This window comes from Flavobacterium coralii (assembly GCF_019891545.1).
Classification (GTDB): Bacteria; Bacteroidota; Bacteroidia; order Flavobacteriales; family Flavobacteriaceae; genus Flavobacterium; species Flavobacterium coralii.
Map to the genome: position 1 here is coordinate 87,275 of NZ_JAHDIU010000007.1, position 15,489 is coordinate 102,763.

The 15,489-nt window shown below is 41.5% G+C and carries 14 protein-coding genes and 1 pseudogene; 2 read left to right on the plus strand and 13 right to left on the minus strand.

Translation table 11 applies throughout. The annotated features are described in order from the left end of the window. Positions 1-136 precede the first annotated feature (136 nt). Genes KJK34_RS11240 through KJK34_RS11285 form a run of 10 tightly spaced genes read right to left on the minus strand, consistent with a single transcriptional unit; the run spans position 137 to position 10,168 of the window. Positions 137-1,420, minus strand: coding sequence for a flippase (locus KJK34_RS11240; protein WP_223053983.1), 1,284 nt, complete (start codon positions 1,418-1,420; stop codon positions 137-139). Between the two features lie 11 nt (positions 1,421-1,431). Further along, entirely contained in the window at positions 1,432-2,289 is an 858-nt protein-coding gene (gene rfbD / locus KJK34_RS11245; protein ID WP_223053984.1) for a dTDP-4-dehydrorhamnose reductase, read from the minus strand. Beyond that, positions 2,283-2,834: a dTDP-4-dehydrorhamnose 3,5-epimerase gene (gene rfbC, locus KJK34_RS11250; RefSeq protein WP_223053985.1), complete on the minus strand. Its 552-nt coding sequence runs from the start codon at positions 2,832-2,834 to the stop codon at positions 2,283-2,285. The genes rfbD and rfbC overlap by 7 nt, the downstream gene beginning before the upstream one ends. A gap of 1 nt (position 2,835) precedes the next feature. After that, a complete protein-coding gene (gene rfbA, locus KJK34_RS11255) occupies positions 2,836-3,696 on the minus strand; it encodes a glucose-1-phosphate thymidylyltransferase RfbA (RefSeq protein WP_223053986.1) in 861 nt (286 codons plus the stop codon). After that, on the minus strand, positions 3,693-4,709 hold the full coding sequence (rfbB, locus tag KJK34_RS11260) for a dTDP-glucose 4,6-dehydratase (protein WP_223053987.1): 1,017 nt from the start codon (positions 4,707-4,709) through the stop codon (positions 3,693-3,695). The genes rfbA and rfbB overlap by 4 nt, the downstream gene beginning before the upstream one ends. Beyond that, complete coding sequence (locus KJK34_RS11265) at positions 4,702-5,694, minus strand: hypothetical protein (protein WP_223053988.1); 993 nt, start codon at positions 5,692-5,694, stop codon at positions 4,702-4,704. Before KJK34_RS11265 ends, rfbB begins: the two co-directional genes overlap by 8 nt. A gap of 5 nt (positions 5,695-5,699) precedes the next feature. Then, entirely contained in the window at positions 5,700-7,388 is a 1,689-nt protein-coding gene (locus KJK34_RS11270) for a DUF6909 family protein (protein WP_223053989.1), read from the minus strand. A 54-nt stretch (positions 7,389-7,442) separates the two neighbouring features. After that, positions 7,443-8,930, minus strand: coding sequence for a GH3 auxin-responsive promoter family protein (locus KJK34_RS11275; protein ID WP_223053990.1), 1,488 nt, complete (start codon positions 8,928-8,930; stop codon positions 7,443-7,445). A gap of 13 nt (positions 8,931-8,943) precedes the next feature. Next, positions 8,944-9,297, minus strand: a complete 354-nt coding sequence (locus tag KJK34_RS11280; protein WP_223053991.1) for an SdpI family protein — start codon at positions 9,295-9,297, stop codon at positions 8,944-8,946. A 1-nt stretch (position 9,298) separates the two neighbouring features. Further along, the gene (locus KJK34_RS11285) at positions 9,299-10,168 is read right to left on the minus strand and encodes a M23 family metallopeptidase (RefSeq protein ID WP_223053992.1); all 870 of its coding nucleotides are present in this window, start codon (positions 10,166-10,168) and stop codon (positions 9,299-9,301) included. Positions 10,169-10,368: 200 nt separating this feature from the next. Here KJK34_RS11285 and tatA point away from each other — a divergent pair, with 200 nt between their 5' ends. After that, a complete protein-coding gene (gene tatA, locus KJK34_RS11290) occupies positions 10,369-10,563 on the plus strand; it encodes a twin-arginine translocase TatA/TatE family subunit (RefSeq protein WP_223053993.1) in 195 nt (64 codons plus the stop codon). A 191-nt stretch (positions 10,564-10,754) separates the two neighbouring features. On the opposite strand, the pseudogene KJK34_RS11295 reads toward tatA, so the two are convergent. The 3 genes and pseudogenes from KJK34_RS11295 to KJK34_RS11305 all read right to left on the minus strand — a co-directional run. Next, positions 10,755-10,963, minus strand: a pseudogene (locus tag KJK34_RS11295) (S1 RNA-binding domain-containing protein); the annotation flags it as partial. A gap of 21 nt (positions 10,964-10,984) precedes the next feature. Beyond that, positions 10,985-12,451, minus strand: coding sequence for a ligand-binding sensor domain-containing protein (locus KJK34_RS11300; protein WP_223053994.1), 1,467 nt, complete (start codon positions 12,449-12,451; stop codon positions 10,985-10,987). An 11-nt stretch (positions 12,452-12,462) separates the two neighbouring features. Then, positions 12,463-14,592: a Tex family protein gene (locus KJK34_RS11305; RefSeq protein WP_223053995.1), complete on the minus strand. Its 2,130-nt coding sequence runs from the start codon at positions 14,590-14,592 to the stop codon at positions 12,463-12,465. Positions 14,593-14,720: 128 nt separating this feature from the next. On the opposite strand from KJK34_RS11305, the gene KJK34_RS11310 reads away from it, so the two are divergent. Then, positions 14,721-15,488: an ABC-three component system protein gene (locus KJK34_RS11310; protein WP_223053996.1), complete on the plus strand. Its 768-nt coding sequence runs from the start codon at positions 14,721-14,723 to the stop codon at positions 15,486-15,488. Position 15,489: the final 1 nt, after the last annotated feature.

Consider the following 15,489-nt stretch of genomic DNA (forward strand, 5'->3'; position numbering starts at 1 on the left):
GGCTTATAATGTCTTTCCATCAGTTCTACATAATATTTCCTGAAAACTGTTGCTTTTCATAAATGTATAACTGCTGTAAGCAACAGGAACAAATATAGCGGCTTTTTTAAAACTATACATCTGTCCTATTAAAGCTCTAACTTAAAACTGATCTTTTAACTTCACGCTTTGCATACCAGTACATACCAATGCTTATAAAAATATGAGTAATTATTAATGCTACCGCTGTTCCCCTGTAGCTGTACTGATAGGTTAAATATAAGTTTAAAGTCAGGTTTAATGCCGCCGCTGCCGATATTACCCTAAAGTACAAATTGTCTTTGCCAAGTGTCAGCAGTACCTGTTTGCCAAACATATTGTCTATAAAAGCGGCAACAGGTATAAATAATAATATCCTGAAAATCAGAGATGCATTTTCCATACCCCTGCCAAACAGTATTTCCATAATAAGGTCAGACCATATAAAAGATGGTATCAGTATTACCAAAAACAGCAGTGACCCCGTTTTTGTAATTTTAAGTATATCACTATAGGTTCTTGCTTTGTCCTTGTTCATGTTCTTAACCATATAAGGAAAGAGTGCCAAAGTTAAAGGCGTATATATATTTCCTATAGCCCGTGCAACTTTTTCGGCAGAGGCAAAATAAGCAACAGCCGCTTCACCTGCTATAAATCCTAATAAAAGTGTGTTAGTATTGGTAAACAAAGATATTTTGAGTTCTGATAAAAAGAGATACCTGCCTATTTTAAGCTGCTCTTTTACCTTTTTAAAGGATTTTCGCTGAAACGGAATCTTAAACAGTTTTTTTATATAAATTAAAGAAACAATACCCGCAGAAATATAGCCGCACGAAGTAAAAAGCGGCGCAAGCCAGGCATCCTCAGGTCTTTTTACAAAAACAAAAATGGCTGCCGTAAAGATAATTTTACATATAAAGTTGAAATAGGTAATGTATTTCATTTTTTGCAGGCCCTGAAAGAACCATACCGGAAATATAGCCAGCCCTATTACATTACCGAAAGTAAGCAGGTATATTAACCGCTGCTCCTCGAAAAACGGAATTGTAAATACCAGAATTGCCATTACTACAGAGCTGCCTGCAAGTAAAAACATTTTTGTAGTAAACACTTCATTAAATATAGAATGCAGCTTATTAGTATCGTTTGCATGTACAGATACATCTTTGGTAGCTGTCATGTGAAAGCTATATTCTGTGAGCATCTGAAAATAGTAGGTTATAGCTGCCGCATGCAAAATAGTTCCGTATAAGTCTTTACCCAAAACCCTTATCAGGTACGGATATGTTAAAAGCGGCAGCAACAGGTTAAGCCCCTGCAGTATTGAGAGCGAAAACATGTTTTTTACAACAGTCCTTCTTTCTGCCGACTTAAATAGTTTATGGAACAGTTTTTTAATCATGGGCAGGTGTTTTAAACCTCGTTATACGACTTTAAAACAGCAGCAAGGCTTTCCTGCCAGCCTTTTATACTCAGCCCGAAAACTTCTTTTATTTTGCTTTTATCCATAACGCTATACGCCGGCCTTTTAGCAGGAGTAGGATAAGCTGATGTAGGTATGGGCTGTAAGTCTATCAAAACATTATTTATCCTGAATATCTCTCCGGCAAACTCATACCATGTTGCTACTCCCTCATTACTGTAATGATAAATGCCGTAAGCCTTTTTACCACGTGTTATTATCTGTAGCAGGGCTTCTGCAAGGTCATTGGCATTGGTAGGTGTGCCGGTCTGGTCATTAACAACGCCCAGTTTATCGCGCTCTGCGGCAAGGCGGAGTATCGTCTTCATAAAATTATTCCCATATTCAGAATACAGCCATGATGTGCGTATAATATAATGCTGCGGCAATATCTTTTCTATTTCCTGCTCGCCTTCTCTTTTGGTTTTACCATAAACACCCTGCGGATTGGTTGCATCATCCTCGGTATAAGGGGTGTCTTTATTTCCCTCAAACACAAAATCGGTAGAAATATGCAACAAGGTTGTATTAAACTGCAGGCAAACTTCAGCAAGGTTTTTAGCCCCGGTAACATTTATGGCATAAGCTCTTTCCGTCTCGATTTCTGCCTTATCTACTGCGGTATAGGCCGCGGCATTAATACAAAAGCCGGGCTTTACTTCATTAAAAACCTCTTCAAGTTGCTGCCTGTCAGTTATATCCGCTTCCGCAGATGTCTTAAAAACAAAAGTAAGATTATCATACCGGTTCGCCTGCGCTTTAAGCGCCTGCCCCAACTGACCTGATGCGCCTGTAACAAGTACTACCATACCGGCCTTGCATTTTCAAGATTAGGCAAAACGGTGTCTTTAGATGATATGATATAATCATCGCTATCCATCCCCCAGTCGATACCAATAGCGGGGTCATTATATATTATACCTCCTTCAGATTCTTTATTGTAGTAATTATCGCACTTGTAAAAGAAAACAACTGTCTCACTCAATACCAAAAAGCCGTGTGCAAATCCGCGTGGCACAAAAAGCTGCCTGTGGTTCTCTGCCGAAAGCTTTACCGCCACATGCTTTCCGAAAGTTGGCGAACCCTGGCGAACATCTACAGCCACATCCAGCACCTCGCCGTGTATAACGCGCACAAGCTTAGCCTGGGCATGCTCTCCCGTTTGGTAATGCAAACCTCGCAGCACCCCCCTCACCGAATAAGACTGGTTATCCTGCACAAAATGTACCTGCTGACCCGTTATATCGGCAAAGCGTTTTTCGTTATAGCTCTCCATAAAATACCCGCGCTCATCAGGTATAACATTAGGCTCTATAATAAAGCAGCCTTTCAGGCTGGTTTCTTTAACTGTCATATTATGCTATTAAACTCATCAGGTGCCTGCCGTACCCGCTCTTTAAAAGCGGCTCTGCAAGCGCCGTTAATTCTTCTTTGGAAATATATCCCATTTTATAAGCGGCCTCTTCTATAGCGCCTATTTTAAGCCCCTGTCGCTCTTCTATTACCTGCACGAACTGTCCTGCCTGCATAAGCGAATTAAACGTGCCCGTATCAAGCCATGCAGTGCCCCTGTCCAGTATACTCACCTTTAACCTGCCGCGCTTAAGATATTCTTTATTAACGTCGGTAATCTCGAGTTCGCCGCGGTGGCTGGGTTGTATGTTTGCTGCAATATCCAGCACTTCATTATCATAAAAATAAATGCCCGGCACCGCAAAGTTAGATTTTGGCTTTTCGGGTTTTTCTTCAATAGACAGTACTTTACCGTCTTTATCAAAATCTACCACGCCATAACGTTCAGGGTCATGCACATGGTAGGCATATATAATGCCGCCTTCGGGGTTGTTGTTACTCTGCAAAAGGTCGGCAAGCCCGGTACCGTAAAAAATGTTATCGCCCAGTATAAGCGCCACTTTATCGTTACCCACAAACTCTTTCCCTATTATAAAAGCCTCTGCAAGACCATTGGGATTTTCCTGCACGGCATACTCAAAACGGCAACCCAGCTTGCTGCCATCGCCCAGCAGGTGACGGAACAGCGGCAGGTCGTGCGGAGTGGAAATGATAAGTATTTCCCTTATTCCTGCCCACATAAGCGTGCTTAGCGGGTAGTATATCATAGGCTTATCATAAATAGGCATAAGCTGCTTGCTCACTGCCAGCGTAAGCGGATGCAGCCTGGTGCCCGATCCTCCTGCTAAAATTATTCCTTTCATGCTTTATTATATTTTGCAAGGTACCATTCTATCGTCTTAACAATACCCGATTCAAAATTTTCATCAGCTTTCCAGCCCAGCTCACTTTCTATCTTATTGGCGTCTATTGCATAACGCAGGTCGTGCCCCGGCCTGTCGGTAACAAAAGTTATCTGCTCTTTATAGCTGCCGCTTTCTCTCGGAGCCATACTATCAAGCAGTTCACAAATTTTGTTGGCAATGTATAAGTTGTTACGCTCGTTCCTGCCGCCAATGTTATAGGTTTCACCCGCCTTACCATTTTTATATACCAGCTCTATGCCCTTGCAATGGTCCAGCACATAAAGCCAGTCGCGCACGTTCATCCCGTTTCCGTAAATAGGGATGTTCTGCCCTGATATGGCTTTACGAATAATGGTGGGTATCAGCTTTTCGTCGTGCTGCTTCGGCCCATAATTATTAGAACAGTTGGTGGTAACCACATCCATGCCGTAGGTATGGTAGTAGCTGCGCACTATCATGTCGCTGCCTGCCTTGCTTGCGCTATACGGGCTGTTTGGCGCATAAGCTGTTTCTTCTGTAAAGAGCCCTTCTTCGCCCAGCGTGCCATATACCTCATCTGTAGAGATATGATGAAAACGGCAGCCTTTGTAATCTTCTTTATATTGATGCGGGGCATCCATCCAATATTTCCTTGCTGTTTCCAGCAGGTTGAATGTACCCAGCACATTGGTTTTTATAAATGCCTCAGGGCCTGAAATAGAATTATCAACATGCGATTCTGCCGCAAAATGGATTACCCCCCGTATATCGTGATCTTTAAACAGCGACTCCAGGAATGGCCTGTCGCAGATATCGCCCTGAATGAACAGATAATCTGCATTACCCTCAATTTCGGTCAGGTTATCCTTATCGCCGGCATAGGTTAGCAGGTCGAGGTTAATTATTTTGCAACCCGGATTAGCGGCTAAAAAATGCACTATAAAATTTGAGCCAATAAATCCTGCTCCTCCTGTTATTAATATATTATTCATTACTGGCAATCTTTTTTCTTTTATTTATTTGTTTTTTATAATAGGCTATGAATAAAGATATAAAAACAAACAGCATGATAAATATGAAAGGAACTATATATTTCATCTTGCCGGATGTAAAAGATTTTTTCTTAATATTAAGCATGGTACTGCTTGGCTTAATTATATTTTCGTAATTAACCTTTTTTATCATGTTGTTACCCTGCTCTTCTACCAGCTCTGCCTTTGTTTTTATCAGTTCATTAAACTGCGTATTGGTATTGTAATACACAAGGTTTTCGCCTGCCGCTCTTGCATCTTTATTAAATGTATTGATTATGGCATCTATCTGGGCAATTATACTGTCTTTGGCTTTAATCTCCGCATCAAGGTTTTTTTGCCATTGTTGCTTAATTTCACCATAATATTTATCTGCATTCAGATAGGCAAGTATCGGGTTAACCACCTCATCCGCATCAGCTTTGCCGGAGGTGGTAATAGTGACAAGGTGCTGCGGATAGTTACGGGCAGTAGCCATGTCTTTCAGTGTTTCCTCAACACTGGCATTTTCAGCCAAAATCCTGAATAATTGCAAATTGCGTTCATGATCTTTTTCAGATTCAATGAAATCATAAACTTCCACTATTGGCTCAACTTCCATTTCTATAAATATACCAGGATCTTTGATGCCAATGCCCTGCAAAAACTCTTCATCCCGCGTTTGAGATTTAGACGTTAAAAGTTCAGCCGTTTCATACAGGTAATCTACACTTTTAAAGTTTGGTATTACTATCAGTTTTTGCTCATAGGTTTTTTTACCCTTATCAAAATAATAGCCAAGTGCTCCACCGGCAATAAATAAAACTGCCAATACAATTATATTGCGCTTAAGAAACAATATACCATCAAAGAAATAATCGTTAGCGCGGGATGCATATCCTCTTAATCGGTCTGACACCCTAACCATGTCTATTTCCTGATCCCTGTTGTGCTGATAGTTTTCCATTACTGTTATTTGCAGTTAAAAATTTGTTCCAGTATTTTTATTGTTATCAGGTATGTAGGCTTAACTCCTGTAGTCCCCAAGCCACCTGATGCAAGCGTGCTGCCGGTTTCAAGTGGGTTATCCGATGCATAATAGGCATAGCGCACTTTAACATCAGGGTTAATACTTTTCCTGATTTTTGAAGCCGACTGTATGGCTTTCTGGTAATAGGCGCCTTCCATTTCAAGCCCAATAACGCCCCAAGTAGAGCGGTTAAAGAATTTGAGAAGGTCGCGGTTTTGCAACGATGTACCCAAAACAGTTACCATAGGGCCGCTGTAAACCGGTATACCCTGCCCTTCCAGCATTTCTGCCTTCAGTTCGTTTTCAAATGGGTAATTATCACCCGTACCTTCGTTTATGTGTGCAGACGGTATCATTATATCGCCCTTATTTCCTTCCAGTATCCCTGCTTTACCCATTATAGAAACCGATACCACGTTAAGGAATGTTTTGGTATCATCCTCTTTATATGGCTTTAAAAGTTCGTCGATGGTTTCATACGCCTGCTCGCCAAAGGCATAGTCCATGACTACTATAACAGGCTTTTCTTCTCCAACCTGCGCATTGGGGAATGCCGTAAGCGAAAAATCAATTTTGGCAGCATCAAATATCTGCACATCTATATTAGTACCCGATGTATCGGGCATAGCTATCATACCATTTTGCAGGGCAAATTCTTCTACTTTGTTGCGAAGCTCTGCATTACCTGATTTGCTGAGGTCTTCATAAATATAAAAGTCAGGCTTGCCTTTGTACTTGCCCTTGTGCACATGCGTAGCAAATATAGAATTCATTACACTGTGCATGTTTGCGCTGATGATATGTATAGGCCTTTGCAGCAGTCCGTTTTGTTTTAGTACCGCCTTAATGTTATCGGCCCATATCTCGCCGTGTATGTGGTGCCCCAGCCTTTCGCGTAATATCGGGCTAAAGGTGATAGCACGTTTAGGGCCGCCTAGCGCCTCATCTATAGCAAGCTTACCCAGCCAGTATATTACATGCAGGAACCTGTCGGGCGTTTCGGTATTACCAAAAGCATCATAAATGTCTGTAACTTCGGCAAATGTGCGCCCCAGTATATTTGAAACGTGCGATATGGCTGTTTCGCGTTCCTCAAGGTTCAGTTTTTTATTCTGCAAAATAACCTGCTCCAGCTTTTGCCAGTCGCGCGTCATCTCGCCATTCTCATCAATAAGTACCCTGTTGCGTATCTTGTGCGACTCTATAAATACAAACGTAAGGTGGGTAAGGATGTCATAAATATCCGATCTTCCCCTTGTTATCTCAACGTTCATCTGCTCCTCATCTATGCGGTAGCAGTTGCGCCTTCTTTTTGGCGGTACAATAGCCTTAAAATGCGACTTTGAATATCCTTCGTCTGATGTAAGGTTTATAAAGCGGCACTGCTCTATGCCCACAGGTAAACGCTCTATAACATAAAGCAGCCCGTTAAGTTCTGCTTTTTCTTCGGCGATGGAGCCGTATATTTCCGGGCGAAGGTCTAAAAGTGCCTCGCGCAGTGTCTCTCCCGATATACCCATTGGCTTGTAAAAGCCGCGGTTAAACAGGTGACGCATGGTTATGTATAAACGCTCTATGGCAGCAGAAGATTCCTGTGCCCTGGTGCGTGATATATTTTTTAATTTCTGCATTCTCATTTGTGTTTTGTGAGCAAATGTAGGATTTTTATTTTTAACAGTTTATTATTAAAAACTACTCAATACATCCGCAATTTTCCTGTCATTGCTAAGCCTGGGCAGCTTGTTTTGCCCGCCAAGTTTGCCGATGGACTTCATGTACTCCTGAAAGCCGTTTTTTGCAACAGGAGTTATTACTACTGTGCGGAGTATGTTACCTTTTATAAGGTCGTCATAATACACATTCTGTTTGCGCAGAGCAGCATCTATCTTAAGGGCAAAAGCATCCATATCCTGCGGCTCCTGCTCAAACTCGATGAACCACTCATGATACGGCAGTCCGCTTTCAGGGTTAATTTGCGGGGCTACGGTAAATTCGTTCACCCTTACATTAGTTCCTTCCATCGCTTCATTAAGGGCGCTTTCTACCTCTTTGCCAATTACGTGTTCGCCAAACGCAGATATAAAATGTTTTATCCTTCCGGTAACAATAACCCTGTAGGGTTTTAAAGAGGTAAACTGTACTGTATCGCCTGTATTGTAAGCCCAAAGTCCGGCGTTAGTGGATATGATGAGCACATAGTTTATGCCCTGCTCTACCTCGCCGATTGTGTAACGCTTCGGTTGATCGGTAAAGAACTCATCCGACTTTATAAACTCGTAAAAAATACCTGAATTCAGCAACAAAAGCATTCCCCTGTCGCCCTGCCTGTCCTGGTAGGCAAAAAAGCCTTCGGAAGCGGGAAACAGCTCAATGCTATCAACCCTCCGCCCGATGAGGTTTTCAAATTTGGCACGGTAGGGTTCATAATTAACCCCGCCATAAATAAACAGGCTGAAGTTCTTAAAGATATCGCCCACTTTTTTATTGCCCTTTTGTTGCAGCCTTTCAAAATACATTTGCACCCATGAGGGTATGCCCGAAATAACAGTCATATCTTCCTTATAGGTTTCCTCTACAATGGCGTCAACTTTTATTTCCCAATCGTCTATAGTGTTGGTTTCCCAGCTTGGCATACGGTTGCGCTGCAGGTAGCCCGGTACGTAGTGGGCTACTATACCGCTGAGGCGGCCGAATTTTATCCCGTTTTTTTCTTCGAGTACGGGGCTGCCCTGCAAAAAAATCATCTTGCCGTCTACAAAAGCCGAATTACCTGTTTCGTGGATGTACATAAGGATGGCGTTGCGTGCCGCCTGTATGTGATAGGGCATTGATGCTGCCGTAAGCGGTATATATTTTGCCCCGGAGGTAGTGCCCGATGTCTTGGCAAAATACAGCGGCCTGCCGGGCCACAGTATATCAGGTTCGCCCTTAACTACCCGCTCAATGTAGGGTTTCAGGTCTTCATAATCCCTAACGGGTAGGTTGTCCTGAAAGTCTTTATAGCTTTTTATAGCACTAAAATTATGGTCTTTGCCAAATGCCGTGTTGCGGGCATCAGAAATCAGTTTACTGAATACCTGCTGTTGTACCTCAACGGGTTTAGAAGCCCATTTTTGGGTATCTTTATATACTTTTAAGGCAAACAGCTTGGCAGCAAACGATTTTAAAGACATAAGCAGGTGTTAGTTAATCAGGAAATTTTGTTTTAAGTGCTTTTTCGGTAGCATAAAATATATATACTGCACCAAGTATCAATAAAGCTACTCCCGAAATAACAATAAATTCTTGGTTTTCTATAAATAATACGTTTATAATGCCCGTAATTAAAAGCACCATGCTTACCCATAGCATTTTAACTGATGAACAGCGCTGTGCAAAATCCCATGCCTGCTGCGATTTCATAGATCGGGAAGTCCTGTAGCCATACAGGTAGTTGATACCCCTTGGCGAAAACAATATCATCAGTAAAGCTGATGCCAGTAGTATTACCCCTACCAGAAAAGCAGTATTAGAGATAAAGTTTTCTAAAGTTTGTTCCATACTACTCAAAATTTATGTATTGTGTCGGGTTTATCGGGTAGCCATCCTTCCACAATTCAAAATGCAGGTGCACACCGGTTGACTGCGAACCTGTGCTGCCGGCCAGCGCAATCGCCTCCCCTGAACGCACCACATCGCCCTGCTCTTTGGTTAATGCCGCACAATGCTTGTAAACTGATATAATACCGTCTTTATGGCGGAGGATAATTACATGCCCGTTGGTTGGCGTCCAGTCGGCAAACAGTACCGTTCCTGCCGCAACCGATTTAATGGGGGTATCTTTAGCCAGTGCAATATCTACTGCAAAATGTTTGTTCTTGCTGCTGTAAGGCTCTGTAATGTGGCCTTTAACCGGGGCAAAAAGCACCAGGCCAACACGCGGCTGGGCTTCTTCAAACAGGTTATACTTATCCTCCAGCGCCACTTCCTCCCGCAGCTTAAGGTCGGCTTCAGAAGGTTTCATGTCAATATCCGGATGCTCTTTCTGCTCCGGCACATAAATAGAGTCACGGCTCAGTTTACCGCTTTCAAGGTCGCCCGTAAGTACTTTTTTAATCGAGGCCATATAGGCTTTCTCTGCCTCCAACTCCCGCAATAGCGAATCTGATTTTATAGCATTCTGGGTAGCTTCGCGCTTTAGCTGCGTAGAAGAATAGCCGGGGATATATTCGCGCAACGGGGTACCCGCAATAATGTAGGTAGTAAGGGTAATCATGATGATGCTTACCACGGTAATTACCACAAACACATTCATAAGGTTAAGCCTCAGGGAAAATTTCTCCTCAAAGTTTTCCTCATCAAGTAGTACCAGCCGTATTTTGTTAAACAGCTTTTTTTTGATTACCTGCCTTTTAAGCCTTTTCTTCGACATAGTAACGGTTTAATTCGCAAATATACTAATACTGCATTATAAAGAGATTTAATGCCTTAGAAACCTTACCTGCAATTTTGTTTTATTTAACGCAAACCACAATCAAATAATTGTCGTAAATAATTGTAGTGTTTTAATTTATAGTTAACTTTGTATCGTTTGAAATTGTTGTTTCAATATTAATTTAATTCTTATTTATCATGTTTCAGAAATTCGGAGCCTTTGAAATAATTTTGATTGTTGTGGTTGTACTGCTTCTTTTCGGGGGCAAGAAAATACCGGAATTAATGAAGGGGCTTGGCTCCGGAATTAAGGAATTTAAAAATGCCGCTAAAGACGAGCCTAAGGCTGAAGCAGCCAAAAAGCAGCAGGCACAGGAAGAGAATAAACTTTAGTTTAAAACAATATCATTATACACCCCGCAGTAATGCGGGGTTTTTTGTTACAGCCATTTCGACTGCGCTCAATGTGACAAGTAACTCAATATTCAGAAAGTTGAATTCATAATTTATTCTCCGAAACCCAAAACACGCAACCCGTAACGCGCAACAAAAAACATCAGACATCGGACCACTGCCACGGCACCCTACAAAACCATACTCAACGCTACCCTTTTGCGGGCTTCATCTACTTCAAGAACCTTTACCTGAACATACTGGTGCAGCTTTACTACTTCATTCAAATCGCTCACAAAGCCTTCTTTAAGCTACGATATATAAACCAGCCACTTTCCTTAATGCCGACATCCACAAAACAGCCAAAGGTCGTAATGTTGTTTACAATGCCGGGCAAAACTTTTTTATGTGTAAATCAAGATTATTTACTTGTTACCTTTACAATACCCTGGCGGGTGGCCAAATATAAATTTCCGAAACTATCGAAACACATATCTCCAATGTATGATGTAGGAATATCCGAATTAAGATTATGATAGTTTTCCCAGCCACCATTTAAATCATATCTTATCAGTCCTGCCCTGTCGGTAGAAATCCAAAGGATTTTTTCTTTTCTGTCATATAAAACACATGTAGTGTGATTGAATGGTATTCCAGAATTTTCAGTTGTAAAATGTTCCCATGATCCGGATTTACTGCATATCGCAATACCTTCATTCCTATTGACAATTTTACGGTCAGCCGGATTAAACTCATAAAGTCCAAAATATAGATTGCCTTCTTCATCCTCAGCCATAGAGGTTATACAATAATCCTTTAAAATGTGATTGGTATCTTTAAAGCTAATTACTTTCCCATCGTTATCAATCATAACCGAGCCATCATACGTACCTATCCAAAGCCTGTTTCGTGAATCACGCATTGCAAAACTAACACGATTTGAAGGGAGTTCTTTTATTTTAGATTTATCAAGCATTTCAAAATGATTTGATTTGCTAATTATTAAGCCATCTTTTGAACATATAAATAATTCACCTGTTACTGAATTATATTCAAACGCATATGCGTTATCAACACCTAATTCATCCGTACTGTAAGTTTTCCAATTATTATTATCAAGACTAAAAATTGATGAAAGGCCATCTAACCATATCTTGTCCTGAGCATCTACACCTAATGCGAAATATTTACGCTTCTTGGCTTCCTCTATCGTTGGGTTAGGAGGAGGTAATTTAATTACATTTTCATTAAGCACTATCAATTCAGAATCTGAAATAGCTATAATATTGCCCTTAGAATCCGCAACAATATGGTTAACACTGTTATTGGGTAATTCAGAATTAGAGGAGTTCCATATTGTAAATTGATAGCGGCTTAGATTTTGATTTGAGTAAGTGTAATTTTTATTAAAAATTTCAGGGTTTTTAGGATGATCAAAAGATTTCGCAAATGCTTCCATATCCACCCGCTCTATTTTACCATCAAGAATTCCGTTTTTAATTGTAAATATTAAATTAACAGAATTTCTATCTACAGGCTTACCCTCGCTATATGCAGGCTTCCAGTCTTTAAATTTATTAAGCTCTTTAACAATTTCATCAGTTATACCAGCCTTACTCCTGTCAGTATGGCTTAATACACAACCCCTGCCATTTGCTTCAACTAGTACCTGTACTTTAAGAGTACCCTCAATCTTACCTAAATTTAATTTCTTGTTTAATCTTTCCAGTAGCTTATCAAATTTTTCTTCATCATAAGAAGATTTAATTTCGCCGCAATCAAGGCAAAAACGTTCAGTATTACAGTTTTCCAGTTTTACCGGAAATAAATTTTGTGCAGATGCAACACTGGCTGCAAAAACTAAAAAACAGAAAAAAAGGTTTTTCATTTATAAATACTTTAATTGTTAACTATCATACTCAACGCTACCCTTTTGCGGGCTTCATCCACTTCAAGAACCTTTACCTGAACATGCTGGTGCAGCTTTACTACTTCATTCACATCGCTCACAAAACCTTCTTTAAGCTGCGATATATGAACCAGCCCGCTTTCCTTAATGCCCACATCTACAAAGCAGCCAAAGGCGGTAATGTTGTTTACAATGCCGGGCAGCACCATTCCGGTATGTAAATCGGAGATAGTCTTCACATTCGGGTCGAATTCAAAAACCTTTGCCGACTTCCGCGGGTCGAGTCCCGGTTTTTCCAGTTCTTTTAAAATATCCTTCAGCGCCAGCACACCCACATCTTCGGTGGCATAGGCTTCGGGTTTTATTTTGGCAATAGCCTCTTTGTTAGAGATAAGTTCCTGCGTTTTCAGCTTCAGGTCTTTTGCCATTTTTTCGACAATACTATACGCCTCAGGGTGTACCGCACTGTTATCCAACGGATTTTTAGCATTGGGTATGCGCACAAATGCCGCCGCCTGCTGGAAAGCCTTCTCCCCCAGCCTGGCAACTTTCTTTAATTGTTTACGGTCTTCAAACGGGCCGTTCTCGCTGCGGTAGGCCACAATATTCTCGGCAAGCTTTTCGCCTATGCCCGAAACATACCCCAACAGCGACTTACTCGCCGTGTTAAGGTTTACGCCCACGCTGTTCACGCAGCGCATAACCACCGTGTCAAGCTCTGCCTTAAGCTGGCTTTGGTCTACATCGTGCTGGTACTGGCCCACGCCGATTGCCTTTGGCTCTATCTTAACCAGTTCGGCAAGCGGGTCGCTGAGCCTGCGCCCGATAGACACTGCACCGCGCACGGTAACATCATAATTCGGGAATTCATCACGGGCAATTTTGGAAGCGGAATAGACCGAAGCCCCCGCCTCGCTTACCACAAACACGTGCACGGGCTTATCAAACGCTATTTTTTTAATAAACTGCTCGGTTTCGCGGCTGGCAGTTCCGTTGCCTATCGATATGGCATCTATCTTATAGGCATTTACCATAGAGCGTATTTTTTTCATGGCCTGGGCGGTTTCACGCTGCGGCGCATGGGGGAAAATGGTTTCGTTATACAGTAGGCCGCCCTGCTCATCAAGGCACACAATTTTGCAGCCGGTGCGGTAACCGGGGTCTATCGCCAGTATGCGTTTTTCGCCCAATGGTGGCGCTAACAATAACTGTTGCAGGTTTGCGGCAAATACCTGAATGGCTACGGCATCGGCTTTGGTTTTAGCCTCCTGTAATACCTCGTTGCTAATGGCGGGTGCCAACAGGCGTTTGTAACTGTCGGCGATGGCTTTTTGCAGGTGGGCTGCCGTTTCCTTTTTCGGGTTTTTTATGACCGACTCCTCCATAAAGCTTAGCGCTTCGGTGTCGTCTATTTCTATTTTGAATTTGATAATGCCCTCAGCCTCGGCGCGGAGCATGGCCAGGAGGCGGTGCGATGGCGCTTTAGCCAGGTTTTCGCTCCAGTCGAGGTACTGCTCAAACTTCTGGGCTTTCTCCGGGTCGGCGGCTTTAACGGGTTTAGTGGTAATGGCGGCTTTGCGGCCAAAAATACGGCGCAGCGTTTTCCTGATATACACGTTTTCGTTTACCCATTCGGCTATAATGTCGCGCGCGCCCTGCAGGGCTTCGTCTTCGTTGGCTATGTTGTTATTCAGGTATCTGGAGGCGATGTAGTCTATATCGTCGGCGTTTTGCGCCATGATTATTTTGGCGAGCGGTTCCAGGCCGTTCTCCCTCGCGGTGTCGGCTTTGGTTTTGCGGCGTTTTTTGTAAGGCAGGTACAGGTCTTCCAGCTCAGTAAGGTTAAAGCTGCCCTCAATTTTAGCCGATAGCTCGGGCGTTAGCGCACCCTGCTCCTCAATGCTTTTGGCAATGGCTTCCTTGCGTTTAACAATGGCTTCATAATCACGGCCGGCTTTGGCTATCTGCTCTATGGCTACCTCATCAAGGTTGCCGGTGCGGTCTTTACGGTAACGGGCTATAAAGGGTATGGTGCAGTCTTCCTGAAGGAGCTGTAATACGGCTTCTATACTTTTGGCGGGCGCGTTTACCTGCGCCGCTATATATTGTGTAATGGTCATGCTTTGCGTTTAGGGTGCAAAGATAAAGGGATATTTTGGGAGGGATATTTAAAAAATGATTTTAAGATATCTTTTGTAAGATAATATTTTGTATGTTAGTAGTCTAACTTTAAAATTCCATCTTACTAATGCCTGGTAAAAGAAAAAAATTTACCGAAAATAGCAATTTGATTCTGCTTGCACAAGTGGATAGTATCTGTCCGCTTTGCCCTAAACCATTAATATATGAGAAAAATGGGAAGAATTACAAACAGTTCGAAATTGCTCACATATACCCGTTAAACGCTACAAAAGAGGAAAAAGAATTACTAAAGGATGAGGAAAAATTAAGTGAAGATTTAAACGATCTCAATAATTTAATTTGTTTATGCGTAGGTTGTCACACAAAATATGATAAGCCTCGAACAATACAAGAGTATAGAAATCTGGTTGAAATAAAAAAACAAAAACTTAAAGAACACAAAAGCAAACTTCTATGGGAAACTTCGAATCTTGAAAAGGAAATTTCTGAAATCATCCAAGTATTATCAAACCATGATTTTAATTCCTCAACAGATGATATACTGAATTATAATCCTAAAACTATTGATGATAAAGTAAATAACACTATAACATTATTAACAAAAAGGAAAATCCATAGAAACGTTCAAGATTACTACATTATTGTAAAGAATAAATTTATAGAATTTGATAAAACGCATCCAACTACAACCGAAATAATATCATCACAAATTAAATTACATTATCTGCATTTGTATAAGCAAAGCGATGACAAGGATCAAAAAGAAATATTTGATCAATTAGTTAAATGGATTTCTAAAAAAGCAGACTTAAAAAATTCGGATGCAGCAGAAATATTAATATCCTATTTTGTTCAAAATTGCGAAGTTTTTTAAA

Bases quoted from the DNA above. Each gene is read 5' to 3' on its own strand.
- KJK34_RS11240 (WP_223053983.1), bottom strand. From the start codon at position 1,420: ATGATTAAAAAACTGTTCCATAAACTATTTAAGTCGGCAGAAAGAAGG.
- rfbD (WP_223053984.1), bottom strand. From the start codon at position 2,289: ATGGTAGTACTTGTTACAGGCGCATCAGGTCAGTTGGGGCAGGCGCTT.
- rfbC (WP_223053985.1), bottom strand. From the start codon at position 2,834: ATGACAGTTAAAGAAACCAGCCTGAAAGGCTGCTTTATTATAGAGCCT.
- rfbA (WP_223053986.1), bottom strand. From the start codon at position 3,696: ATGAAAGGAATAATTTTAGCAGGAGGATCGGGCACCAGGCTGCATCCG.
- rfbB (WP_223053987.1), bottom strand. From the start codon at position 4,709: ATGAATAATATATTAATAACAGGAGGAGCAGGATTTATTGGCTCAAAT.
- KJK34_RS11265 (WP_223053988.1), bottom strand. From the start codon at position 5,694: ATGGAAAACTATCAGCACAACAGGGATCAGGAAATAGACATGGTTAGG.
- KJK34_RS11270 (WP_223053989.1), bottom strand. From the start codon at position 7,388: ATGCAGAAATTAAAAAATATATCACGCACCAGGGCACAGGAATCTTCT.
- KJK34_RS11275 (WP_223053990.1), bottom strand. From the start codon at position 8,930: ATGTCTTTAAAATCGTTTGCTGCCAAGCTGTTTGCCTTAAAAGTATAT.
- KJK34_RS11280 (WP_223053991.1), bottom strand. From the start codon at position 9,297: ATGGAACAAACTTTAGAAAACTTTATCTCTAATACTGCTTTTCTGGTA.
- KJK34_RS11285 (WP_223053992.1), bottom strand. From the start codon at position 10,168: ATGTCGAAGAAAAGGCTTAAAAGGCAGGTAATCAAAAAAAAGCTGTTT.
- tatA (WP_223053993.1), top strand. From the start codon at position 10,369: ATGTTTCAGAAATTCGGAGCCTTTGAAATAATTTTGATTGTTGTGGTT.
- KJK34_RS11300 (WP_223053994.1), bottom strand. From the start codon at position 12,451: ATGAAAAACCTTTTTTTCTGTTTTTTAGTTTTTGCAGCCAGTGTTGCA.
- KJK34_RS11305 (WP_223053995.1), bottom strand. From the start codon at position 14,592: ATGACCATTACACAATATATAGCGGCGCAGGTAAACGCGCCCGCCAAA.
- KJK34_RS11310 (WP_223053996.1), top strand. From the start codon at position 14,721: ATGCCTGGTAAAAGAAAAAAATTTACCGAAAATAGCAATTTGATTCTG.